Consider the following 23,711-nt stretch of genomic DNA (forward strand, 5'->3'; position numbering starts at 1 on the left):
ATGCGAATTGGTGTGCTCACCTCCGGCGGCGACTGCCCCGGCCTGAACGCCGTCATCCGTTCCGTCGTGCATCGCGCGGTGGTCGACCACGGCGACGAGGTCATCGGCTTCCACGACGGGTGGAAGGGGCTGCTGGAGTGCGACTACCGCAAGCTGGATCTCGACGCGGTGGGCGGCATCCTCGCCCTCGGCGGCACGATCCTCGGCTCCTCCCGGGTCCAGCCCGCCCATCTGCGCGGCGGTGTCGAGCAGGCCCGGGGCCACGTCGCCGACCTCGGTCTCGACGCGATCATCCCGATCGGCGGCGAGGGCACGCTGAAGGCGGCCAGTCTGCTCTCCGAGGCGGGCCTGCCGATCGTCGGCGTCCCGAAGACCATCGACAACGACATCGCCTCCACCGATGTGACCTTCGGCTTCGACACCGCCGTCGGGGTCGCGACGGAGGCGCTCGACCGGCTCAAGACGACCGCCGAATCGCACCAGCGGGTGCTGATCGTCGAGGTCATGGGCCGCCACACCGGCTGGATCGCCCTGCACTCGGGCATGGCGGCCGGTGCGCACGCCATCGTCGTGCCGGAGCGCCCCTTCGACATAGACGAGCTGACCGAGGTGGTCGGCAGGCGGTTCTCGGCCGGGAAGAAGTTCGCGATCGTGGTGGTCGCGGAGGGCGCCAAGCCGCGCCCCGGCTCGGCGATGGAGGTCGAGCAGGGCACCAAGGACATCTACGGGCACGAGCGGTTCGCCGGCATGGCGACCCGGCTCTCCTCCGAGCTGGAGCAGCGGCTCGGCAAGGAGGCCCGTCCGGTGATACTCGGCCACGTCCAGCGCGGCGGCACGCCGACCGCGTACGACCGGGTGCTCGCCACCCGCTTCGGCTGGCACGCCGTGGAGGCCGCGCACCGGGGAGAGTTCGGGATGATGACGGCGCTGCGCGGCACGGACATCGTGATGGCGCCGCTGAGCGGGGCCGTGGAGACGCTGAAGACCGTCCCGGCCGAGCGGTACGCAGAGGCCGAGTGCGTGCTCTGAGCGACACCCGCTCCCCTGCACTGCCCCCGGCCGCGAACGCGACCGGGGGCAGTTCTACTCTGGTCGGGACAACCGGCACGAAACGGGGAAGCCCCCGGCGGGAGTGAACAGATGGATCACAGCGGGCACGGCATGAACATGGACCTGCCGCCGTTCACGCTGGGACGAGGGCTCCAGTTCTCCGCGGACCCCTTCTTCCTCATCGGCTGCGTCCTCGCCATCGGCCTGTACGTGTACGCCGTACTGCGGCTGCGGGCACGCGGCGACGGCTGGCCGGTCGGCCGGACGGTGTTCTTCGTCGTCGGCGTGCTGAGCATCGCCCTGGTGATGTGCACCAAGCTCAACGACTACGGCATGGTCATGTTCAGCGTGCACATGGTGCAGCACATGGTGATCAGCATGCTGTCGCCGATCCTGCTGCTCCTGGGCGCTCCGGTGACCCTGGCGCTGCGCGCGCTGCCGGTCGCGGGCCGCGGCCGGACCGGTCCGCGCGAGCTGCTACTGAAGCTGCTGCACAGCCGGTACATGCGGGTGATCACGCATCCGGCCTTCACGATCCCGATGTTCATCGCGAGCCTGTACGCGCTGTACTTCACCCCGCTCTTCGACTTCCTGATGGGTTCGACCACCGGGCACATCGCGATGATGGTGCACTTCCTCGCGGTCGGCCTGGTCTTCTTCTGGCCCATCATGGGCGTCGACCCGGGACCGCACCGGCCCGGCTACGTGATGCGGATGCTGGAGCTGTTCGCCGGGATGCCGTTCCACGCCTTCTTCGGGATCGCGCTGATGATGGCGTCGACGCCGATGGTGGGGACGTACCAGCACCCGCCCGCCTCGCTGGGCATCGACGCGCTGAGCGACCAGAGCTGGGCCGGCGGGATCGCCTGGGCCTTCAGCGAGATTCCGTCGGTGCTGGTGCTGATCGCGCTCGTCTACCAGTGGTACCACTCCGAGCAGCGGATGGCGAAGCGCTCCGACCGGGCGGCCGACCGGGACGGCGACCAGGAGCTGGAGGCGTACAACGCGTATCTCGCCTCTTTGCAGGCGCGCGGGCAGTAGCGCCGGGGACGCCTCAGGGGTGACGATGGCCTCCACGGCCACCCGGCCGACGAGGAGGGTGCGGGCATGTCCGGATCCACGAAGGCCATGGGAGCGATCACCCTGGCGGCCCTGGTCGTGGTCACCGCCTACACGGTGGCCCTGGGCAGCAGCGGCTGGCTCTGGTTCGGGTGGGTGGTGCTCGGCCTGATCACCCTGGGGATGGCGGCGACGCGCGAATCCTGAGGCCGCCCCCCTTCCGCCACGAAGCCCCCTTCATCCGTCGATGGAGGGGGCTTCGGGCATCCCGCGGACCCCGCCGCACGCCGGGTACCGAACGTTCTTCTCCGGTTCCCCGCCCACCTGCCGCGACCTGCGGTCCTTCCCCGCGCACCGGCCCGCGCCCCGCCCCCGGCACGGAAGGCGTTGCGCTTCAACTCTTGACAGGTGCGTGACACCACGTCACCTTGGGAGCGCTCCCACAATCAAGACTCGCACACGGCGACGGCCGGACGACCGTCCCCGGGAGCATCCCTGAACGCCGGGCCCCACCCTCCCCGGGGCCCGGTACGGGCGGCGCTCCCCGAGCCGCCGCCCCGGTACGGCACCATCCCCGAGGCCCGTGGGCCGACCTCCCGCGGGCACCCGAGAGACATACGGAGCCGCAATGAGAAGGACAGGTACCACCTCCCACCGCGCACGCCGAAGGTCCGCCGCGCTCTGCGCCCTCGCCCTGGGCGCGGCGCTGACGGTCGCCCTCCCCGCACCGGCCTCGGCCGCGGCCCGGGTGGACAACCCCTACGTGGGGGCCACCCCGTACGTGAATCCCGACTGGTCGGCCAGGGCCGCCGCCGAACCGGGCGGCGGCGCCATCGCGAACGAGCCCTCGTTCGTCTGGATGGACCGCATCGCGGCGATCACGGGCACCAGCGGGGCACGCGGGCTGCGCGCGCACCTCGACACGGCGCTGGCACAGGGCGCCGACCTCTTCCAGGTGGTCATCTACGACCTGCCGGGACGGGACTGCTCCGCCCTGGCCTCCAACGGCGAACTCGGCGCCACGGAGATCGACCGGTACAAGAACGAGTACATCGACCCCATCGCCGCCATCCTCGCCGACCCGGCCTACGCGGGCCTGCGCATCGTCGCCCTCATCGAGCCGGACTCGCTGCCGAACCTGGTGACCAACGCCGGCGGCTCGGACGGCTCCACCGCGGCCTGCGCGACCATGAAGGCGAACGGCAACTACGAGAAGGGGGTCGGCTACGCCCTGCACACCCTGGGCGCGATCCCCAACGTCTACAACTACGTCGACGCCGCCCACCACGGCTGGCTGGGCTGGGACTCCAACTTCACGCCGGCCGCGCAGGAATTCAAGCGGGCCGCCACCACTGAGGGGGCGTCGGTCTCCGACGTGCACGGCTTCATCGTCAACACGGCCAACTACTCGGCCCTGAAGGAGCCCTACGTCAGGATCACCGACGCGGTGAACGGGACGACGGTGCGCCAGTCGAAGTGGGTGGACTGGAACTACTACGTCGACGAGCTGTCCTTCGCCCAGGCGTTCCGTACCGAGCTGGTGAACCAGGGCTTCGCCCCGGGCATCGGGATGCTGATCGACACGGCCCGCAACGGCTGGGGCGGTTCCGCCCGGCCCACCGCGGCGGGACCGCAGACCAGTGTGGACGCCTATGTCGACGGCGGCCGGGTGGATCGGCGGATCCACGCCGGGAACTGGTGCAACCAGAGCGGCGCGGGCGTCGGCGAGCGGCCGACCGCCGCCCCCGAACCCGGCATCGACGCGTACGTCTGGGCGAAGCCGCCGGGCGAGTCGGACGGCAACAGCCAGCCCGTCGACAACGACGAGGGCAAGGGCTTCGACCGGATGTGCGACCCGACGTACACCGGGAACGGGCGCAACGGCTACAACCCGTCGGGGGCCCTGCCGGGCGCCCCGCTGGCGGGCCACTGGTTCTCCGCGCAGTTCCAGGAGCTGCTGCGCAACGCCTACCCGCCGCTGGCCTGACCGCTGGCGTCGTCCGTCCGGGTCGTGGTGGGGGCCCGCCCGGACGCGGCCGCCCCCTGTCGCTCCGGCGGCGGGGGGCGGCCGCGTTTCCTCAGGCCCGCTGGAGCCCCGGGTGGCCGGACTCGGTCACGTAGGAGGTCCGGGTCGAGACCGGGGCGCCGGGGGTGGTGACGTACGGGAGGACCCGGAAGTCGGCCCGGCACCGCTCCCGGGTCAGTGAGCAGCGCACGTAACCGCGCTGGAAGTTGGTGAACTCGATGTGTTCGTTGGCCGCGAGCAGCTTGGCTCCGGAGGGGTCCAGGTCCATTCCGTCCTTGGTGGTGGAGATGGACGAGCCGACGAATTCGACGCCGAGCGTGCGCGATCCCGGGTCGTCGAAGTCCTGCTTGAGGTTGGCGGCCAGATGGCGGTGCATGTCGCCGGTGAGGACGACGGGGTTGCTCACGTCGCGGTCGACGAGCTCCTTGAAGAGGCGTCGGCGGGCGTCCACGTAGCCGTCCCAGAAGTCCATCACGAAGGACTGACCGGGGCCGGGGTCGGTGTCGACCTGGGTCACCGGGATCTGCTGCGAGATCATGTTCCACGTGGTGTCGGAGCGGCCGAGGCCCCGGTAGAGCCACTGCTCCTGCTCGGGGCCGAGGATGGTGCGGCCGGGGGTCAGCCGTTCGTCGCAGCCGCTCTTGGTGCCGTCGCCGCAGGGCTGGTCGTCGCGGAAGAGCCGGGTGTCGAGGATGTGGAAGGTGGCCATCCGGCCGTAGCGCAGCCGCCGGTACATCCGGGCCTGGAATCCGTGCGGTTTGTTCGGGAGCCGCAGCGGCAGGTGCTCGTAGTACGCCTGGAAGGCGTCCGCGGCGCGCCGGCGGAAGACGGCCGGGTCCTGGTCGGGTTCGTTGTCGGTCTTGGACTTGTCGGCCGCCCAGTTGTCCTCGACCTCGTGGTCGTCCCAGACCAGGGCGAAGGGGTGGTTCTGGTGGGCGGCGATCAGGTCGGGGTCGAAGCGGTGCAGGGCGTGGCGGTTGCGGTACTGGACGAGGTCCATCGGCTCGGGGCGCAGTGCCGCGTCGACCGGTACCTTGCGGACGCCGCCCATGGCGTCGATGGGGTTCTCGTAGATGTAGTCGCCGAGGTGCAGGACGAGGTCGACGTCCTCCTCGGCGAGGTGCCGGTAGGCGGTGTAGAAGCCCTCGAACCAGGCCTGGCAGGAGACGAAGGCGAAGTCGACCTCCCGGGGCAGGCTGTTGGGCGGGGGCGCGGTGCGGGTGCGGCCGACGGGGCTGAGGACGCCGCCCGCCCGGAAGCGGTAGTAGTAGTGCCGGTCCGGCTGGAGCCCGGAGACCTCCACATGGACGGAGTGGGCGAGTTCGGGCACCGCCCGGGTCCGGCCGTGGCGGACCACATGGCGGAAGCGGTCGTCCCGGGCGACCTCCCACTGCACGTCGACGGCGTACGGCGGCATGCCTCCGCTGCTGTCGGGGGTGAGGGGGTGGGGGGCCAGCCGGGTCCACAGCACGACGCCGTCCGGCCACGGGTCGCCGGACGCCACCCCCAGAGCGAACGGGTTCTCGCGGAAGCGGCTGTCGCCCCAGGCCCGGCTCGCCGACATTCCGGCGGCGGCGAGGGCCATCCCGACGGTTCCGCCGAGCATCAATCGTCTTCCGAACACTCCAGTACCACCTGACCCACTGTTCATTTGCATGAAACTCGTCCCTTCGTCGAACGGAATTCCGTCCGGTACGAGGTGGGATCGGCGCGTGATTTCACGCCCGTCCATGTGGTAATCACAGCGTGAATATCACAGGGGAATCATGCGCCACAAGACTACTCGCGCATGGTCATTTTGCCGTTCGCGGGCGGTTAGTTGGGGATACATCGACCATTTCCGGAGTGGTCGGCAACGGCGCGGCGACACTCTTGACACCCTTTGGACCTGCTCCTAGTCTCCACGCCACAGAATTAACGTTAGATTTCACATCGGAAAATTCGGTACGAAGAAAGGGCGTGCTCGTGTCCGGTGTCCGGAGGCTGCGGCCGTACGCGCTGCGCTGCGAGCACCGCACCACCCCGCTGGGAATCGACGAGCCCGCCCCCCGGCTCTCCTGGCGGCTGGCCTCCGATCTCCGGGGCGACGACCCGGTGGCGTACCGGGTCCGGGTCGCGGGGCGTGCCGAGGATCTGGACAGCGGCGGTCAACTCCTCTGGGACACCGGCCGGGTGGCCGACACTCGTGCGGTGGCGGTCGACTACGCGGGACCGGTGCTGGCGGGCCTCACGCGCTTCCACTGGCGGGTGTCGGTATGGTCGGCCGGTTCCGGCGCGCCCGCCGAGGCCGACTCGTGGTTCGAGACCGGATTCACCCGGGCGGATCAGTGGCGCGCCGTGTGGATCGCCCAGGGGCCGCGCCCCGTCGACGTCATGGACGCGCCCACCGAGGGCGAGTTCGCGCTCGACGACCACGGGCTGGCCCCCTGCCCCCTGTTACGCCGGTCCTTCACCGCCCCGGCCGGTGCCCGCGGCCGCGTCCACGTCAGCGCGCGCGGCCTGTACGAGCTGCGGCTCAACGGGGAGCGGGTCGGCGACGCGGAGCTGGCCCCCGGCTGGACGGACTACCGCCACCGCGTCCAGTACCAGACGTACGACGTCACCGCGTTGCTCCGGGCGGGCGAGAACGTCCTCGCGGCCACCGTGGCCGACGGCTGGTGGAGCGGGTTCGTGGGGTTCGAGCCGCGCCGGGCGGGCGCCCACTACGGCTCGTTCCCGCAGTTCCTGGCCGAGCTCCGGCTGACCGGGCCGGACGGCGCGGAGGCCGTGGTCGCCACCGACGCGAGCTGGCGCACCGCCACAGGAACGATCCGCCACGCCGATCTGCTGATGGGCGAGTGCCACGATCTGCGCCACGCCGCCGAGGGCTGGGAGCTGCCCGGCTTCGACGACTCCGGCTGGCCGTCCGCCGTGGTCACCGACACCGGTCACGCATCCCTCGTGGCCTCCCCCGACGAGCCGGTCCGGGCGATGGCCGAGCTGCGCCCCCGTTCGGTGAAACGTCACTCCTCCGGCGTCCACGTCGTCGACTTCGGCCAGAACCTCGCCGGACGGCTGCGGCTGACCGTCCGTCACCTCGCGGCCGGAGCACGGGTGGTGGTCCGGCACGCCGAGGTGCTGGACGGGGCGGGGCGGCTGTACACGGCCAACCTGCGCACCGCCGCCGCGACCGATGTGCTCGTGGGGGACGGCCGTGAGCACGTGGTGTTCGAGCCCCGCTTCACGTACCACGGGTTCCGGTACGCGGAGATCAGCGGCCTCGCCGAACTGGCCGAGGCGGACGTGGTGGCCGTGGTCCTGCACAGCGACACCCCGTGGGCCGGGGAGTTCGACTGCTCGGACGCGGGGCTGCGGCGGCTGCACGACTGCGTGGCGTGGGGGCAGCGCTCGAACTTCGTCAGCGTGCCCACCGACTGTCCGCAGCGCGACGAGCGGCTCGGCTGGCTGGCCGACGCCCAGGTCTTCCTTCCGACCGCCGCGCTCAACGCGGACGTGGCCGCCTTCTTCACCAAGTGGCTGCGCGACATCGAGGACGCCCGTACCCCGGACGGCGGCTTCACCAACGTGGCCCCGCGCCTGGTGGGGGTGGCCGACGAGGGCGCGCCCGGCTGGGCCGACGCGGGGGTGATCATGCCCTGGCACCTGTACCGCAGCTACGACGACCCCCGGTTCCTCGCCCGGTCCCTGGACGCCATGTGTGCCTGGGTCGATCTGGTGCACCGTCACAATCCGGACCTGGTCTGGCGTCACCGGGTCGGGCCGCACTTCGCGGACTGGCTCGCCCCCGGCACGCCCACCCCGCGCGAGGTCGTCGCCACCGCGTACTTCGCGCACAGCGCCCGGCTGACCGCCGAGGCCGCCGGGGTGCTGGGCCGGCCGGAGCCGGAGCGCCGCTACCGCCGACTGGCCGAGGAGATCCGCCGCACGTTCGCCGAACGCTTCGTCACCGTCGACGGAACGGGCGACGGGGCGGGTGTACGGATCGCGGGCGACACCCAGACCGGCTACCTCCTCGCGCTCGCCTTCGAGCTGCTGCCCGACGGGCCGGCCGCCGGAGCCGCCCGAAGGCTCGCCGAGCTCGTGGAGTCGGCCGGGCCCGCGCTGCGGACCGGCTTCCTCGGGGTGGCGCTCGCCGCTCCCGTCCTCGACGCCCACGGCCGGGCCGACCTCGCCCACGCGCTGCTGCTGCGCGAGGAGGTGCCGTCGTGGCGGTTCCCCCTGCGGCACGGTGCCACCACGATCTGGGAGCGGTGGGACGGCTGGACGCCCGACGCCGGGTTCCGGGCGCCGTCGATGAACTCCTTCAACCACTACGCGCTCGGCTCGATCGGCGAGTGGCTGTACCGGGGCGTCGCGGGACTGGACCAGGCGCCGGACTCCACCGGGTTCCGGAAGCTGCGGATCAGGCCGCGTCCCGGCGGTCTGCGCCACGCGAGCGCCCGCCACGAATCGGTGCGCGGCACCGTCATGGTGACCTGGGAGCGGCGCGGCGGACTGATCGCCCTGCGCCTCACGGTGCCGCCCGGGGCCACCGCCGAGGTGCACCTGCCGACCACGGATCCCGGTTCGGTCCGTGAATCGGGGCTGGTGCCGGACCCCGGCGACCCGCACCTCACCCGGATACGGGTCGCCGCCGACCATGTGCTCTACCAGGTGGCCTCGGGTTCCTACCGCTTCACCGCCGCCCATCCCCCGGCCGAGGGCCGCTCCGGAACACCCGGGGCCCGCCGGCCGTCCGCGCCGCCCGTACCCGGCCGACGCGCTTCAGGCTCGCACGAGGAGGAAACACCATGACGACGGGTTCTCGCTCTTGGCCGGAACACCGCACGGTCGGCCGCCGGGGCTTCCTCCGGATCGGCGGCGGGGCCGCGGCGCTCGCCGCCCTGCCGGCCACGCTGACGGCCTGCTCGGCCTCCGGCGGCGGTTCCGGAAAGGTCCGCGTCGTCGGCGTCGCCGACCAGCAGAAACCGGTCGAGGAGCTGATCGCCCGCTACCGCGAGGCGCACCCCGACTCCGCGTTCACCACCTCCTTCGCCCCCACCGACCAGGTCCAGACGGTGGTGCGCACCCAGCTCGCCGGCGGCAACGCCCCCGATGTGCACGTGCTCTACCCCGGCAGGGGCAGCGCCATGTCGATGGTCGAGCTGGCCCGGGCCGGGCTGCTGGCCGACCTGAGCGACCAGCCCTGGACGAAGGAGGTCCCGGCCAACTTCCACCCGGCGTACCGGTACGAGGGCAAGACGTATCTCTACTCGGCGGGCAGCAGCGTCATCGGGGCGATCCACAACAAGAAGGTCTTCGCCAGGGCCGGGGTCGAGCCGCCGAGGACCTGGAACGAACTCCTCGACGTCTGCGCGAAGCTCAAGGCCAAGGGCATCGTCCCGATCGCCCTCGGCACCCAGACCCCCTGGGTCACCCAGCTGATCACGTACGCCCTCGTCCCGAACGCCGTCTACGCGAAGAACCCCGGCTTCGACGCGGACATGGCCTCGGGCAGTGCGCACTTCCGCGGCTCCGGGTGGGCCGACGCGCTGGGCAGGTACCAGGAGCTCCAGCGCCGCGGCTTCTTCAACGAGAACCCCAACGGCACGACGTACGAGCAGCAGACCTCGATGGTCGCGAGCGGCCGGGCCGCGATGGCCGTGCAGGTCTCCGCGGTACTGGCCAACTTCCGCCAGGCGGCGCGCGATCCGCAGGACCTGGGGATGTTCCCCTTCCCCGGCGGCGACGACCCCGGGAAGCTGTGGATCCCGGCGGGCATCGTCGTGGGGCTCGGGGTCTCCGCGCGGTCCCGCAAGGACGGGGCGAAGGAGTTCGTGGAATTCCTCGGGAAACAGGAGAACATCGACCGCTGGGCGCAGTCCGTGGCGGCGATCCCCTTCAAACGCGGCGCCACCACGAAGACCGATCCCGCTCTCGACGGCTTCCTGCCCGTCATCGACGCCGGGCGGGCGGTGCCGTTCATGGACCAGAGCTGGCCCAACGCCGAGGTGCAGCCCGCCCACTTCGCCGCCGTTCAGGACCTCCTCGCGGGCAAGACGGACGTCGACGGGGCGCTCGGCCAGATGGACGAGGCGTACGGGAAGCAGTCGTGACCAGCACCTTCGAACAGACCGCCCCGGACGCGCCGGGGCGGGACACGACCGGTCCGCGTACCGGCGGCCGGACCCGGCGCCGCGACCACACCGTGCCGCCGTGGCTCTTCGTCGCGCCCGCGCTCGTCGTCTACGCCGTCGTCGTGCTCTACCCGAGCCTCGCCGGGGTGATGTACGCCTTCACCGACTGGTCCGGGATCGGCGGTTTCTCCTTCACCGGCCTGGCCAACTTCCGCGAGCTGCTCGCCGACGACCGGGCCCTGGAGTCGGTCGCCAACACCCTGCTCCTCACCGTCGCCGTGGTCGTCGTCCAGAACGGCATCGGGCTGCTGCTCGCGCTCGGCGTCCACGCCAACATCAGGTCCCGGGCCGTGCTGCGGCTGATCTTCTTCGCCCCGGCCGTGGTCAGCCCCGTCATGGTCGCGATCCTCTGGAAGTACATCTACAACCCGGACAACGGCGCCGGTCTCAACGGCCTCCTCGGCGCCGTCGGGCTCGGCTCGCTGCGCCAGGACTGGCTGGGCGATCCCTCGCTCGCCCTGTGGTCGGTCGCGGCGATGGTGGTGTGGCAGTACGCGGGCTACTCGATGGTGGTCTTCCTCGCCGGGCTCCAGGGGGTGCCCGCCGAACTCCACGAGGCCGCGCGGATCGACGGCGCGGGCTCCTGGCAGCGCTTCCGCTACGTCACCTGGCCGCTGCTGGCCCCGGCGCTGACCATCAATCTGATGCTGTCGACCATCGGCGGCCTCAAACTCTTCGACCAGGTCTACGCCGCCACCAACGGCGGCCCCGGCACCTCCAGCGAGACCCTGTCGACCGTCCTGTACAAGGAGGCTTTCGTCTACGGGAAGTTCGGCTACAGCACCGCCGTCGCCCTGGTCCTCGCGCTGTTCGTCGCCGCGGTCTCCCTGGTCCAGCTCCGCTATCTGCGCGCGCGGGAGGTCACCGCATGAGCACCCCCACGGCCGCCGGACGGCGGCGCCCCGCACTACCCGTCGGGCGGTACGCCCTGGAACTGGTGATGGCCGCCGTCGCCGTCGTCTTCCTGTTCCCGGTGTACGCCCTGATCACCCTGGCCATGAAGGACCCCCGGCAGATCTCCCAGTCCCCGCTGTCGCTGCCCTCGCCGCCCACCTTCGGCAACTTCGGCGACGCCTGGTCCTCCGCCTCGCTGGGGCCCGCCCTGGTCAACAGCACCGTCATCACCGCCGTCAGCCTGCTGCTCCTGGTCGTCCTCGGCTCCACCGGGGCGTACTACCTCGCCCGCTGCGCCCGTGGGCTGGGCTACGGGCTGTACGTCCTGTTCCTGCTGGGCATCGTGCTGCCCTTCCAGCTCGGCATGATCCCGCTGTACAAACTGGTCGACGGACTCGGCTGGCTCGGCACCTACCAGGGGATGGTCCTCTTCTACACCGGCATCCAGCTGCCCTTCACCGTCTTCCTGTACACCGGGTTCGTCCGCGCCCTGCCGCAGGACTACGCGCAGGCCGCGCTGATCGACGGCTGCAACCACCGGCAGGCGTTCACCCGGATCGTGTTCCCGCTGCTGCGCCCGATCACCGGCACCGTGATCATCCTGAACGCGGTGTTCGTGTGGAACGACTTCTTCACCCCGCTGCTGTACCTGGGCGGCTCCGCCCGGGAGACCGTGCCGGTCGGCGTCTTCGCCTTCGTCGGGCAGTACGTCTCGGACTACGGGCTCGTCTTCGCCGGGCTGGTGCTCGCCGCGCTGCCGGTCCTGATCGTCTTCGTGGTGCTCCAGCGCTATGTGATCAAGGGCTTCGCGGGCGGTCTCAAGGGCTGAGTGCGCTCGTGGAGCCGCGGTACGGGGGCGCGGCGGCCGACCCCCGTACCTCCCGGCTCCTACCGGTCCCGGGTGAGCATCGGCAGCAGCAGGGCCGCGGACCAGCTGAAGTTGGGCGCGTTGAGCGGTGCGCCGGTGGTCGGGTCGTAGTTCTCCATGATCGGCCCGTTGCCCGCGAGACCGGAGGCCCGGTCCAGGAGACGGTCCGTGAGGGCGTCCGCGTCCTGCGCGTACCCGTAGCGGCGCAGCCCGCCGAGAGCGAAGTACGCCTGGTCGAACCAGACGGGGCCGCGCCAGTAGGCGGTCGGCGCGAAGTACGGGGAGCTCTTCGCCACGGTCGGGAAGGGGACGGTGGTGGCGAACTCGGCCGGGTCGGTGAGCTTCGCGCGCACCGTGCGGGCCTGGGCGGCGGAGGCGGTGCCGGTCCAGAGCGGGACGGCGCCCTCGATGCCGCGGCCCCGGGCGGTGAGCGGGGCGCCGGTGCCGAGCGCTATGTCGTGGAACCAGCCGTCGGCGGGGTCGTACATCCGGGTGCGTACGGCGGTGGCGGTGGCGTCCGCGCGGCGCTTCCAGTGCCGGGCGTCGGCGGTCCGGCCGAGGGCGCCCGCGATCGACGCCAGGTAACCCTGGTCGGCGGCGAGGTAGGCGTTCAGGTCGACCGACTCCTGGTCGAGGGAGTGGCCGAGGAGCGTTCCGTCGTCGGCCCGGTTGGCGACGACCCCGGTGCCGAGGGCCGCGTCGAAGCGGGGCGCGTTGTCCATGCCGCTCTCCCAGGCGGCGGCCAGGCGCTGGTCGGCGGCGGACTCGTTGGCCGGGTCGACGGTGGCACCGTACTCGGCGAGGCCGTTGCCGTCGTGGTCCCGGTTGCGGTACCACCACGCCTGGTAGGCGGCGAGCTTCGGGTACATCTCGCGCAGGAAACCCTTGTCCCGGCTCTTCCCGTACACCTCCCAGACCGCCCAGGCGGCCAGCGGGGGCTTGGAGTTGCGTTCGTTCCAGTTGCCGCCGCCGCGCGAGGGGTCGTTGTAGAAGATGGCGTCGGGGATCATTCCGGCGTCCTGCGGGCGGGTGGCGGAGTCCGGGGTGATCTGCCAGTCGAACATGGACCGGATCTGCGACTGGGCGAGCCGGGGGTCGAAGCGCGCGGTGCCGACGGCCTGCTTCCAGGTGTCCCAGGCCCAGATCCCGCCGGTGAACCACTTGTAGGAGATCGACGGGGTGATGCCGTCGTGCTTGATCCGCCCGGCGGCGCTGCGCCAGTTGGTGACGAGCGTCTCCAGCGACTTCACGGCGGTGCGCCGCCGCTCGGCGGGGACGCCCCGGGTGACACCGGCGACGTAGCCCCGCCAGCGCCGGTCGGCGGCGACGCCGACGGCTCCGGGGCGGGCCAGTACGGAGCGGACTCCGGCCCGTTCGGTGGCGCGTTCGGCGGCGGTGAAGGTGTAGGACTCGGTCCAGTCGAAGCGGTGCGAGCGGCCGGGGGCCAGGGTGACCGGCTTCTCGGCCTCGGTGCGGTAGGTGTCGCCGTGCACGGTGGTGCGAACGCGGTCCTTGTGGGTGACCTCGAAGCGCTCCGTGCCGTCGGTGAGGTAGTCCCAGGTCTCGCGGACCTCGGCGAAGTCGACGCCGACGCCGGAGGGGGTGGCGGTCAGCGAGGGTGCGTCGCGCATGGGCCGGTCGGCGGGGCGCAGCAGGCTGCCGGTCCACGCGGCGTCCAGGGTGCGCGGGGTGCGGCCGGTGTTGCGGAGCTCGGCGCCGACCAGGGCGGTGCGGCCGGTGGCGAAGCGGAGTTCGAGGGTGAGACGCAGGCCGCGGCCGAGGTCGTAGGACTGGACGAGGCGGCCCGGCAGCGAGGTGAAGCGGGGGGCGGAGCCGGCGGCCAGGTCGAGGGGGCGGCCGTGTTCGGTGAGCTGGATGCGGCTGAAGGAGCCGCTGAGCCACCAGGGGTATTCCTGGGCGATGTAAAGGGGGCCGGTGAAGCCGCCGTAGCTGTCCGTGTCGCCGGTCTTCGGCAGGGCGTAGGCGTGCCAGGCGCCCCGGTCGGCGAAGACGTTGACCGGGTTGTTGTCCTCGCCGTCGCCGGGCTCCGCGGCGGTGGGGGTGCCGCGCAGGTCGAGGACGTCGGCGTAGGCGGGCGGGGGCGCGGGCCGTTCGTGGGCGGCGGCGGTCCGCGGGACGGCGAGGGCGCAGCCGGCGAGGAGGAGCGCGGTGAGGGCGCTCACCGGGCGGTGCGTGGACGGGTTCCGGTCTCTCCAGCGGGTCATTTTCCGGTCTCTCCTGGGTGGGTGGGGAGGCGCAGGACGGCGGCGCCGAGCGGGCCGAGGTCGAGGTGGCCGTGGACGGGGGCGCCGGTGAGCAGGTCGGTGGCGCCGGTGGCCCAGGGGCCGGTGAGCGGGGTGCGGGCCGGGTGGTCGCGGTGGTTGAGGACGAAGAGGTGGCTGCCGTGCTCGCCGGTGCGTACGGTCGCCTCGACGCCTTCGGGGACGTCGGGGAGCACGGGGCGTACGCCCGCCGCGTCCAGCGCCGGGCCGAGCACGGTGGCGATGGAGTCGCCGAGGTGGGCGCCGGTGTACCAGGCGGTGCCGGCGCCGTGCCGGCGGCGGGTGACGGCGGGGCGGTCGGCCAGCTCACCGGTCGCGTAGGTGTCCAGGACCTCCGTGTCCGGGTCCTCAGGTTCGATCCACTCGCTCCACAGGGTGGCGCGGGCGCCGGAGGCGAGCGGCACCGACTCCTCGTCCGGGAGGGGCCAGAACTCGTCGACGCAGACGCCGAGCAGTGCGCGCAGCGGGCCGGGCGCCCCGCCGTCGTGGATGTGGTCGTGGCCGTCGACGACGCCGCTGAAGGGGCCGCAGACGAAGTGGCCGCCGCCGTGGACGTAGGCGGCGATCCGTGCGGCGTCCCCGGTCCGCAGCAGATGGAGGTTGGGGGCGAGGACCGCCCGGTAGCCGGTCGGGTCGGCGTGCGGGGGGACGAAGTCGATGGTGACGGCGCGGGCGTGGAGCGCGGTGTACCAGGGGCGCAGGAGGTCGCGCCAGCGCATCCGGGCGGAGGGGTGGTCGTCCGCCTCCAGCGCCCACCAGGAGTCCCAGTCGAGGAGGATCGCCACGTCGGCGGTGGTGGTGGCGCCCGCGACGGAGGCGAGGCGGGCGAGTTCGGCACCGAAGCGGACCGTCTCCCGCCAGCCCCGGGAGGCGGTGCCCCGGTGCGGGAGCATCGCGCTGTGGTACTTCTCCGCTCCGGCGCGGGAGGCCCGCCACTGGAAGTACATGATGCCGTCGGCGCCCCTGGCCAGGGCCTGGAGGGACCAGAGGCGTTGCAGACCGGGCCGTTTGGGGACGTTGACGGGCCGCCAACTGACGGCGGAGGGAGCCTGTTCGAGGAGGAGCCAGGGGCGGCCGCCCTTGAGGGAGCGCATCAGGTCGTAGGTGAGGGCGGCGTTGACATGGGCCTGCGGGTCGGCGGGGTCGGGGTAGGCGTCGTCGGAGACGAAGTCCTCGTGGCGGGCCCACTCCCAGTAGTCGAGTGCCTTGAACATCGACATGAAGTTGGTGGTGGCGGGGGTGTCGGGGCTGAGTTCCCGCAGGGCCTCGCGTTCGGCGCGGTGGCAGTCGAGCAGGGCGTCGGAGCAGAAGCGGCGCCAGTCGAGCAGCTGGGTCGGGTTGACCGGTCCGGGGGCGGTGCGGGGCGGTTCGATCTCCTCGTACGTGCCGTAGTGCTGGGACCAGAAGGCGGTGCCCCAGGCGTGGTTGAGGGCGTCGATCGGGCCGTAGCGCTCGGTGAGCCAGCTGCGGAAGTGTGCGGCGGAACGGGCGCAGAAGCATTCGGTGACGTGGTCGCCGTACTCGTTGTGGATGTGCCAGAGCGCGAGGGCGGGGTGGTGCGCGTAGCGTTCGGCGAGGGTGCGGGTGAGACGGAGCGCGGCGGCGCGGTAGTCGGGCGAGGAGGGGCAGTAGTGCTGCCGGGAGCCGAATTCGAGGCGTACGCCGTCGGCGGTGACCGGCAGGATCTCGGGGTGGGCGCGGATCAGCCAGGCGGGCGGCGAGGCGGTCGCGGTGGCGAGGTCGACGGCGATGCCGTGGGCGTGCAGCAGGTCCAGGAGCCGGTCGAACCAGTCGAAGTCCCAGGTGTCGGGGCCTGGTTGGAGCCGGGCCCAGGAGAAGACGCCGACGGTGATCATGGTGACGCCGGCCTCGCGCATCAGCCGGGCGTCCTCGGCCCAGACCTCCTGCGGCCACTGCTCGGGGTTGTAGTCGCCGCCGTACAGGATGCCGGGGACGCGGGTCAGGCCGTTCATCCCTTCACCGCCCCGCCGAGGAGTCCGGCGACGAACTGCCGCTGGAAGAGGAGGAAGAGGAGCATCAGCGGGAGGGTGGCGAGAAGCGATCCGAGCATCAGTCCGGAGTAGTCGACGTGGGTGAGTCCGGTGAGCGTGTTGAGTGCGACGGGCACGGTGTACTTCTCCTCGGAGTTCAGCATGAGCAGCGGCCAGATGAAGCTGTTCCACTGCGCCATGAACGTGAATATGACCAGGGCACCGAGTTGGGGGCGTACACAGGGCAGTACCACCTGGTAGAAGGTACGCACCTCGCCGGAGCCGTCGATGCGGGCCGATTCGAGGAGTTCGTCGGGGAAGTCGACGAAGCCCTGCCGCATCAGCAGGATGCCGAAGGAGTTGACCAGGAACGGCAGGATCACCGCCTGGTAGGAGTCGATCCAGCCGACGCTCGCCATCATCTGGAACAGCGGTACGAGCAGGACCTGGAACGGGATCATCATCGTGGCGAGCACCGCGCCGAGCAGCAGGCCCCGGCCGCGGAAGCGGAACTTGGCGAGGCCGTAGCCGCACATGGCGGAGATCAGTGTGCTGAGGACGGTGTGGACGACGGCGACGCCCGCGCTGTTGAGCAGGACCCGGCCGAAACCGATGGTGTCCTGGAGCCGGACGAGGTTGTCGAGGAGCCGGCCGCCGGGCAGGAGGGGCGGCGGCGAGTGGAAGAGTTCCGAGGTGGAGTGGGTCGAGGCGATCGCCATCCAGAGGAACGGCACCAGGCTGACGACGGCGCCGGCCGCGAGGAGCAGCCGGACGAACAGGCGGCCCGCGCGCCGGGCCGGGTGGACGCGCACGGGGTTCTGCGGGAGGGCGGTCACCGGCGGCGCTCCCTTCCGAAGGCGAGGTACTGGAGGGCGGAGACCGCGGCGATGAGGAGTACGACGACCCAGGCGATGGCTGCGGCGTAGCCGAAGTCGAACTGCTGGAAGCCGATCCGGTAGAGGTAGAGGACCGGGGTGAGGGTGGCGTCGTCGGGGCCGCCCTTGGTGAGGACGTAGTTCTCGTCGAAGAGCTGGAGCGTCCCGATGGTGGAGGTGATCACGCAGAACAGGACGATGGGGCGCAGCTGCGGCAGGATGACGCGGGCGTACGTGGACAGGGTGCCGGCGCCGTCGATCGCCGCGGCCTCGTACTGCTCCTTGCCGATGGCCTGGAGTCCGGCGAGCAGGATGACGGTGTTGTAGCCGGTCCAGCGCCAGGTCAGGGAGAGGATCAGGGAGATCCGGGCCCAGGTGGGGCTGTTGAGCCAGTCGATCTCTCCGATGCCGACGCCGCCGAGTATCTGGTTGACCAGTCCGCCGTCGGTCTTGAGGAGCACCTGGAAGACGACCGCGTACGCGACGAGGGTGGTGACGGCGGGCAGGAAGTAGAGGGCGCGCCAGGTGCCCCGGAAGCGCAGCCAGGACTGGTTGAGCAGGACGGCGAGGACGAGCGCGAGCCCGATCATGACGGGGACCTGGACGACCAGGATGGCCCCGGTGTTGACCAGCGACTTCAGGAACACGGGGTCGTCGATCATCCGCCGGTACTGGTCGAGTCCGACCCAGCGGCTGGATCCGGCCTCCTCGGCGGTGAAGCTCTGCAGCAGGCTCGCGCCGAGCGGGTAGGCGAAGAAGAGCGCGAAGAGCGCGGCGGCGGGCCCGGCGAAGATCCACGCGGTGGGACGGCGCCGGGCGCGGCGGGCCGGGGCGCGGGCGGGGGCGGCCACCCGGTCGGGGGCGGTGGTGACGGCCATCGGGCTACTTCATCCTCTCCCGGCCGGTGGCCGCGGCGATCTGCCGGGCCGCCGATTCGAGGGAGGCGCGCGGGTCCTTGCCGCGGAGTGTCACCCCGGTGACGGCCGCGACCATGATGTCCACGGCCTTCGCGTCGTCCTTGGTGTACTCGACCGGCGGAATGGTACGGGCCAGACCGGCGAACAGGTCGAGGACCCGCTGGCCGCCGAAGTACTCCTGCCCGGCCCCCACGTACGGGTCGTCGAGTGCGGGCAGGTAGGCGGGGAAGAGGCCCTCCTGCTTGAGCATGGAGACCTGGTTGGCCCGGTCGGTGAGGACGAACTCGATGAACGCCCAGGCCAGCTCGGGGTTCTTGCTCTGGGCGGGGACGCAGAGGGTGGAGCCGCCCTCGTTCGAGGTGCGGGGGCCGTCGGCGGTGAAGCCGGGCAACGGCACCACACCGAACCTGTCCTTCAGTTCCGGCATCTCGTCGGTGAGGGTGCCGGTCCACCAGGCGGCGGTGGGCGCGGTGGAGGCCTTGCCCTCCTTGGTGCCGGTGACCAGCCCGCTCCAGCCCTTCTCGTAGTCGACGAGGCCCCGGTCGTGCAGGGTCTTCATCAGGGTGAGGGCCTTCACGGCCTCGGGGCTGTCGACCGCGACCCGGCCGTCCTTGAAGTAGGCCTGGCCCTGCTGCTGGAGAAGCAGGGGCAGGATCCCGGTGTTGGTGGTGTCCATGATGAGCAGCTTGTGGCCGGTGGCCTTCTTGACGCGGACGCCGGCCGCCACGTAGTCGTCCCAGGTGAGGAGTGCTCGCGGGTCGACCCCGGCGGCGCGGAAGTGGTCCTTGCGGTAGTACAGCGCGCAGGGGCCGATGTCCCAGGGCAGGCCGAAGACCTCGTGGCCGGGGCCGGTCACGGTGCGCCAGGAGGCGCGGTCGAAGTCGCCTCCGTAGCGGCCGCCGAGGGTGCCGAGATCGTAGAAGCCCTGGGGGAAGTTGCCCGCGTAACGGGGCAGTTGGTTGCCGCCGATGGTGAGGACGTCGGCGAGGCCGGAGCCGCCGCGCAGGCCCACGGTCATCTTGTCGGCGGCGTTGTCGTAGCCGATGTCGGTGACGGCGACGGTGGTACCGGGATGGCGCTTCTCGAAGGTGCGGGCGAGGCGTTTGAGGGCGTTGGCGGCCACGTCCCACGACCAGACGGTGATCTTCCCGCTGACCTTGCCCCCTCCGTCCTTCTTCCCGCCGCCGAGGTCGCGGCTCGCGCCTCCGCCGGTGCCTCCCATCGCGCATCCGCCGGCCAGGGCGGCCGTGGCGGTGGCGATCCCGGTGGACAGAACGGCCCGTCGGGTGGGTCGTGTTGACACTCTTGCCTCCTCGAGCCTGAATGCCTAATGCTGTATTCAGAACACTGAATGACGGAGGCTGCCGTCAAGAGGTGTACACACAAAGACTTTTGCTGCTGTGTCCACGACCGACCCGCCCGAGTCGGCCCACGCGAAAGGCGCGGCATGACGCCACCCCAGGAACCCGTCCCCCCGTTCACCCATCCGTACATCCCCAACGCCGTACCGGCCGTGCGGCAGGCGATGCTGGACGAGATCGGCGCCGCGAGCGTCGAGGACTTCTACGCCGACATCCCGGACTCCGTCCGGCTGCACCGCCCCCTCGACCTGCCCGCACCCCTGCGTTCGGAAGCCGAACTCACCCGGCACATGGAGGGACTGCTCGGCCGCAACACCTCGACGCGGCAGGTGCTGAGCTTCCTCGGCTCGGGCTGCTACCAGCACCATGTCCCGGCCGTCGTGGACGAGGTGGTCAACCGCAGCGAGTTCCTCACCGCCTACGCGGGCGAGCCCTACGAGGACCACGGCCGCTTCCAGGCGCTGTGGGAGTACCAGTCGATGATGGCCGAGCTGCTCGACGTGGAGGTCGTCAACGTCCCGGTGTACGACGGCTTCCAGGCGGCCGGGACGGCCCTGCGGATGGCCGGCCGGATCACCGGCCGCCGCCGGCTGGTGGTCGCCACGGCGATCGACGCGGACAAGCTCTCCCGCATCCGGGACTACGTACGCCCCGACCACGATGTGACGGTGGTCCCGGTCGATCCGGCGACCGGCCGCGCCGACCTCGACGCGGTACGCGAGGCGCTCGCCGCCGGTGACACGGCCGCGGTGTACGCGGACGCCCCGTCCGCCCTCGGCATCGTCGACGAAGCGCTGCCGCTGCTCGCCCCACTCGCCCACGACGCCGGCGCGCTCTACGTCGTGGGCTGCAACCCGCTCACCCTCGGGGTCCTCGCCCCGCCCTCCGCGTACGGCGCGGACATCGCCTGCGGCGACATCCAGCCGCTCGGCCTGCACCAGAGCTTCGGCGGATCCAACGCGGGCTTCATCGCCACCCGGGACGAGGAGCGGCTCGTCGCGGAGTACCCCTCCCGGTTGTTCGGGCTGGTGCCCACGGCGGTCGAGGGCGAGTACGGGTTCGGCGACGTGGCCTATGAACGGACCTCGTTCGCGCTGCGCGAGGAGGGCAAGGAGTGGGTCGGCACCGCCGCCGCGCTGCACGGCATCGGCGCCGGGGTCTACCTCGCGCTGATGGGACCGCAGGGCATGCGGGAGATCGGCGACACGATCCTCGCGCTCACCGCGTACGCCCGGCGGCGCCTGGCCGAGGTCCCCGGCATCGAGGTCCCGTACGGCGACGCCCTGCACTTCGCCGACTTCACCGTCCGCTACACGGGGGCCCGTACGGCCTCCGAGATCAGTGCCGGGCTCAAGGAGCGGGGCATCTACGGCGGCACCCCGACCGGCACCCGCGAGGCCGCGTACTGCGTCACCGAAGTCCACACCAAGGCCGACATCGACCGGCTCGCCGCGACCCTGGAGGAGATCGTCAAGTGACCGCCCACACCCCGGTTTCCGTGGAGCCCGAGCAGGCGCGCATCGCGGCCAGACCGCCGCTGCGCAGGTTCCGGCAGGCGTCCTGGGACGAGGAGCTGATCTTCGAGCTGGGCTCCCCGGGCGAGCGCGGCGTGCTCGTCCCCGTCCCGGACCCGGCCGTCGAGCCGGTCACGGTCCCGGCCGCGCTGCGCCGGGCCGAACCCCCCGCCCTGCCGGAGCTGTCCCAGCAGCAGGTCCTCCGCCACTATCTGCGCCTCTCGCAGGAGAACCTGGGCGCCGACCTCAACATCGACGTCGGCCAGGGCACCTGCACCATGAAGTACAGCCCCAAGGTCAACGACCAGTTCGTCCGCGACCCCCGGATCGCCGCGCTCCACCCGCTCCAGGACGCCGACACCGTGCAGGGCGTCCTCGGGATCGTCCACGGCCTGGAGGAGCTGCTGAAGGAGATCTCCGGCATGGACCGGGTCTCGCTCCAGCCGGGCGCCGGTTCCGCCGCGATCTACACCAACGTCGCGATGATCCGCGCCTACTTCGCCGCGCGCGGCGAGCTGGAGCAGCGCGACGAGGTCATCACGACGATCTTCTCCCATCCGTCGAACGCGGCCTGCGCGAAGACGGCGGGCTTCAAGGTCGTCACCCTCCACCCGGACGCGGACGGCTACCCGGACATCGAGGCGCTCAGAGCGGCGGTCGGCCCGCGCACGGCGGCACTCCTCATCACCAACCCCGAGGACACCGGCATCTACAACCCGCGCATCGAGGAGTTCGTGCGGATCGTCCACGGGGCGGGCGGCCTGTGCTCGTACGACCAGGCCAACGCGAACGGCATCCTCGGCATCACCCGGGCCCGGGACGCGGGCTTCGACCTGTGCCACTTCAACCTGCACAAGACGTTCTCGACGCCGCACGCCTGCGGCGGCCCGGCGGCGGGGGCCTGCGCGGTCACCGAGGAGCTGGCCCCGTACCTGCCGCGTCCGACGGTCGAGCGCGACCCGGACACCGGGCTGTTCCGGCTGGACGACGACCGGCCGGAGTCGGTCGGCAAGATGCGGCCGTTCTACGGAGTGGTGCCGAACCTGGTCCGCGCCTACGCCTGGATCATGTCGCTCGGCGCCGAGGGGCTGCGGACCGCCGCCGAGACGGCCGTGCTCAACAACAACTACCTGCTCCACAAGGTGCGGCGGATCCCCGGGGTGTCGGTGCCGTACGCGCAGGGCCGCCCCCGCGTGGAGCAGGTCCGCTACAGCTGGGAGCAGCTCCACCGGGACACCGGGCTGCACTCCGAGGACCTCGGTCTGCGGGCCGCCGACTTCGGGACGCACTACTGGACCAGCCACCACCCCTACGTGGTGCCCGAGCCCATGACGCTGGAGCCCACCGAGTCCTACACCCGCGCCGACCTGGACGAGTACGCGGCGATCCTCGCCGAGGTGGCCCGCGAGGCGTACGAGGACCCGGAGACCGTGCGCACCGCACCGCACCGCTCGACGATCCACCGGGTCCGGCCGGAGGCGCTGGACTCCCCGGAGACCTGGGCGGTCTCCTGGCGCGCCTACCGCCGCAAGGTGCTCGGCGAAACGGACCGGGGGTGACCCGGATCGGCCTGGTGGTCAACCCGGTCGCCGGGCTCGGCGGCCGGGTGGGGCTGGGCGGCACCGACGGCCCGGACCGGGCGCGCGCCGCGCTCGCGCGGGGCGCCCGCCCGCTGGCGGGGGCACGGGCCACCACCGCCCTGGCCGAACTCGCCGCCCGTGCCGGCCGGGCCCCCGTCGTCGTCGCCGCGGCCGGGCCCCTGGGCGCCGGCCCGGTCGCCGCCGCCGGACTCACGGGGCGGGTGGTGTACGACGCGGGCACCGGGCGGGACACCTCGGCGGCGGACACCGCCGCCGCGGTGCGGGCCGTCGTCGCCGAGGGGGTGGAGCTGCTGCTCTTCGCGGGCGGCGACGGCACCGCGCGGGACGTGCTGGGCGCGCTGGACGGCGTGCGGTGCCCGGTCCTCGGCGTACCGACCGGGGTGAAGATGCACTCGGCGGTCTTCGCCGTCAACCCGCGCGCCGCGGGCGAGGTCGCCGCGGCGTGGCTGGAGCGCGCGGGCGCGGTCCGGCTGCGGGACGCCGAGGTGATGGACCGCGACGAGGAGGCGCTGGACCGGGGCCGGGTCGCCTCCCGGCTCTTCGGGTGGCTGGCGGTCCCGGACGTACCGGTCCGGGTGCAGCAGCGCAAGACCGGTTCCACCGCGGCGGCGCCGGAGGCGGTGGGCGGCATCGCGGCGGAGGTGGCCGAGCGGGTCGGGTCGGGGCTGCTGGTGCTCGGCCCCGGCACCACCACCCGGGCGGTGGCGGCGGCCCTCGGCGCGGACACCTCGCTCACCGGCGTGGACGTCCTCGCGCTGCGGCCGGGCCTGCCGCCCCGGGTCGTGGTCCGCGAGGCCGCCGAGGCCGACCTCCTGACGCTCGGGCCCGCCTGGGTCGCCCTCTCCCCCATCGGCGGCCAGGGCTTCCTCCTGGGGCGGGGCAACCAGCAGATCTCACCGCGCGCCCTGCGGGCGACGGGCGGGCGCGAGCGTCTGCTGATCCTGTGCACCGAGGCGAAACTGGCCGCGCTCGGCGGCCGCCCCCTTCTTCTCGACACCGGCGACGACGCGCTCGACGCGGAGCTGTCCGGCCACCGCCCGGTCATCACCGGCCGGCGGAGCTCCGCGCTGTACCGCCTGGCCGGCTGACCACGCACC

General features: G+C 72.0%; 17 protein-coding genes. 11 read left to right on the top strand and 6 right to left on the bottom strand.

The genetic code is table 11. The annotated features are described in order from the left end of the window. From ACWC97_RS19930 to ACWC97_RS19945, 4 genes are all read left to right on the top strand, one after another. On the top strand, nucleotides 1-1,029 hold the full coding sequence (locus ACWC97_RS19930; RefSeq protein WP_352274366.1) for a 6-phosphofructokinase: 1,029 nt from the start codon (nucleotides 1-3) through the stop codon (nucleotides 1,027-1,029). 111 nt (nucleotides 1,030-1,140) lie between these two features. Next, on the top strand, nucleotides 1,141-2,091 hold the full coding sequence (locus ACWC97_RS19935) for a cytochrome c oxidase assembly protein (protein WP_385213763.1): 951 nt from the start codon (nucleotides 1,141-1,143) through the stop codon (nucleotides 2,089-2,091). A gap of 66 nt (nucleotides 2,092-2,157) precedes the next feature. Further along, nucleotides 2,158-2,316, top strand: a complete 159-nt coding sequence (locus tag ACWC97_RS19940) for a hypothetical protein (protein ID WP_352274364.1) — start codon at nucleotides 2,158-2,160, stop codon at nucleotides 2,314-2,316. Nucleotides 2,317-2,737: 421 nt separating this feature from the next. Then, nucleotides 2,738-4,096: a glycoside hydrolase family 6 protein gene (locus tag ACWC97_RS19945; protein ID WP_385213765.1), complete on the top strand. Its 1,359-nt coding sequence runs from the start codon at nucleotides 2,738-2,740 to the stop codon at nucleotides 4,094-4,096. 91 nt (nucleotides 4,097-4,187) lie between these two features. On the opposite strand, the gene ACWC97_RS19950 is transcribed toward ACWC97_RS19945, so the two are convergent. After that, on the bottom strand, nucleotides 4,188-5,786 hold the full coding sequence (locus ACWC97_RS19950) for an alkaline phosphatase D family protein (protein WP_450650618.1): 1,599 nt from the start codon (nucleotides 5,784-5,786) through the stop codon (nucleotides 4,188-4,190). A gap of 308 nt (nucleotides 5,787-6,094) precedes the next feature. Here ACWC97_RS19950 and ACWC97_RS19955 point away from each other — a divergent pair, with 308 nt between their 5' ends. Genes ACWC97_RS19955 through ACWC97_RS19970 form a run of 4 tightly spaced genes read left to right on the top strand, consistent with a single transcriptional unit; the run spans nucleotide 6,095 to nucleotide 12,034 of the window. Further along, on the top strand, nucleotides 6,095-8,929 hold the full coding sequence (locus ACWC97_RS19955) for a family 78 glycoside hydrolase catalytic domain (protein WP_352274361.1): 2,835 nt from the start codon (nucleotides 6,095-6,097) through the stop codon (nucleotides 8,927-8,929). Beyond that, nucleotides 8,926-10,230 carry an extracellular solute-binding protein gene (locus tag ACWC97_RS19960; protein ID WP_450650620.1) on the top strand — a complete coding sequence of 435 codons (1,305 nt, stop codon included), beginning with the start codon at nucleotides 8,926-8,928 and terminating at the stop codon, nucleotides 10,228-10,230. The genes ACWC97_RS19955 and ACWC97_RS19960 overlap by 4 nt, the downstream gene beginning before the upstream one ends. Beyond that, the gene (locus tag ACWC97_RS19965) at nucleotides 10,227-11,183 is read left to right on the top strand and encodes a carbohydrate ABC transporter permease (protein ID WP_352274359.1); all 957 of its coding nucleotides are present in this window, start codon (nucleotides 10,227-10,229) and stop codon (nucleotides 11,181-11,183) included. Before ACWC97_RS19960 ends, ACWC97_RS19965 begins: the two co-directional genes overlap by 4 nt. Beyond that, the gene (locus tag ACWC97_RS19970; RefSeq protein WP_352274358.1) at nucleotides 11,180-12,034 is read left to right on the top strand and encodes a carbohydrate ABC transporter permease; all 855 of its coding nucleotides are present in this window, start codon (nucleotides 11,180-11,182) and stop codon (nucleotides 12,032-12,034) included. Before ACWC97_RS19965 ends, ACWC97_RS19970 begins: the two co-directional genes overlap by 4 nt. Nucleotides 12,035-12,093: 59 nt before the next feature. On the opposite strand, the gene ACWC97_RS19975 is transcribed toward ACWC97_RS19970, so the two are convergent. The 5 genes from ACWC97_RS19975 to ACWC97_RS19995 are packed head-to-tail and all read right to left on the bottom strand — an operon-like array spanning nucleotide 12,094 to nucleotide 19,441. After that, entirely contained in the window at nucleotides 12,094-14,298 is a 2,205-nt protein-coding gene (locus ACWC97_RS19975; protein ID WP_450650622.1) for an MGH1-like glycoside hydrolase domain-containing protein, read from the bottom strand. Beyond that, entirely contained in the window at nucleotides 14,295-16,328 is a 2,034-nt protein-coding gene (locus tag ACWC97_RS19980) for a beta-galactosidase (protein ID WP_450650624.1), read from the bottom strand. The genes ACWC97_RS19975 and ACWC97_RS19980 overlap by 4 nt, the downstream gene beginning before the upstream one ends. Further along, nucleotides 16,325-17,182: a carbohydrate ABC transporter permease gene (locus tag ACWC97_RS19985; protein WP_352274355.1), complete on the bottom strand. Its 858-nt coding sequence runs from the start codon at nucleotides 17,180-17,182 to the stop codon at nucleotides 16,325-16,327. Before ACWC97_RS19985 ends, ACWC97_RS19980 begins: the two co-directional genes overlap by 4 nt. After that, nucleotides 17,179-18,099 (bottom strand): carbohydrate ABC transporter permease, encoded by a 921-nt coding sequence (locus ACWC97_RS19990; RefSeq protein ID WP_450650627.1) that lies wholly within the window; start codon nucleotides 18,097-18,099, stop codon nucleotides 17,179-17,181. The genes ACWC97_RS19985 and ACWC97_RS19990 overlap by 4 nt, the downstream gene beginning before the upstream one ends. Before the next feature lie 4 nt (nucleotides 18,100-18,103). Further along, nucleotides 18,104-19,441 (bottom strand): ABC transporter substrate-binding protein, encoded by a 1,338-nt coding sequence (locus ACWC97_RS19995; protein ID WP_450650629.1) that lies wholly within the window; start codon nucleotides 19,439-19,441, stop codon nucleotides 18,104-18,106. Nucleotides 19,442-19,585: 144 nt separating this feature from the next. On the opposite strand from ACWC97_RS19995, the gene gcvPA reads away from it, so the two are divergent. From gcvPA to ACWC97_RS20010, 3 genes are read left to right on the top strand one after another with little or no spacing between them, the layout of a single operon-like run. Then, nucleotides 19,586-20,977 carry an aminomethyl-transferring glycine dehydrogenase subunit GcvPA gene (gene gcvPA, locus ACWC97_RS20000; protein ID WP_352274352.1) on the top strand — a complete coding sequence of 464 codons (1,392 nt, stop codon included), beginning with the start codon at nucleotides 19,586-19,588 and terminating at the stop codon, nucleotides 20,975-20,977. Next, on the top strand, nucleotides 20,974-22,572 hold the full coding sequence (gene gcvPB, locus ACWC97_RS20005; protein WP_352274351.1) for an aminomethyl-transferring glycine dehydrogenase subunit GcvPB: 1,599 nt from the start codon (nucleotides 20,974-20,976) through the stop codon (nucleotides 22,570-22,572). Before gcvPA ends, gcvPB begins: the two co-directional genes overlap by 4 nt. Next, entirely contained in the window at nucleotides 22,569-23,702 is a 1,134-nt protein-coding gene (locus ACWC97_RS20010) for an ATP-NAD kinase family protein (RefSeq protein WP_450650632.1), read from the top strand. The genes gcvPB and ACWC97_RS20010 overlap by 4 nt, the downstream gene beginning before the upstream one ends. Nucleotides 23,703-23,711: the final 9 nt, after the last annotated feature.

This window comes from Streptomyces sp. NPDC001108 (assembly GCF_053598535.1).

Excerpts from the sequence above, each read along its gene's own strand:
- gcvPA (WP_352274352.1), top strand. The coding sequence starts at position 19,586 with ATGACGCCACCCCAGGAACCCGTCCCCCCGTTCACCCATCCGTACATC.
- ACWC97_RS19940 (WP_352274364.1), top strand. The coding sequence starts at position 2,158 with ATGTCCGGATCCACGAAGGCCATGGGAGCGATCACCCTGGCGGCCCTG.
- ACWC97_RS19945 (WP_385213765.1), top strand. The coding sequence starts at position 2,738 with ATGAGAAGGACAGGTACCACCTCCCACCGCGCACGCCGAAGGTCCGCC.
- ACWC97_RS19990 (WP_450650627.1), bottom strand. The coding sequence starts at position 18,099 with ATGGCCGTCACCACCGCCCCCGACCGGGTGGCCGCCCCCGCCCGCGCC.
- ACWC97_RS19980 (WP_450650624.1), bottom strand. The coding sequence starts at position 16,328 with ATGAACGGCCTGACCCGCGTCCCCGGCATCCTGTACGGCGGCGACTAC.
- ACWC97_RS19935 (WP_385213763.1), top strand. The coding sequence starts at position 1,141 with ATGGATCACAGCGGGCACGGCATGAACATGGACCTGCCGCCGTTCACG.
- ACWC97_RS19960 (WP_450650620.1), top strand. The coding sequence starts at position 8,926 with ATGACGACGGGTTCTCGCTCTTGGCCGGAACACCGCACGGTCGGCCGC.
- ACWC97_RS19970 (WP_352274358.1), top strand. The coding sequence starts at position 11,180 with ATGAGCACCCCCACGGCCGCCGGACGGCGGCGCCCCGCACTACCCGTC.
- ACWC97_RS19930 (WP_352274366.1), top strand. The coding sequence starts at position 1 with ATGCGAATTGGTGTGCTCACCTCCGGCGGCGACTGCCCCGGCCTGAAC.
- ACWC97_RS19975 (WP_450650622.1), bottom strand. The coding sequence starts at position 14,298 with ATGACCCGCTGGAGAGACCGGAACCCGTCCACGCACCGCCCGGTGAGC.
- ACWC97_RS19950 (WP_450650618.1), bottom strand. The coding sequence starts at position 5,786 with ATGAACAGTGGGTCAGGTGGTACTGGAGTGTTCGGAAGACGATTGATG.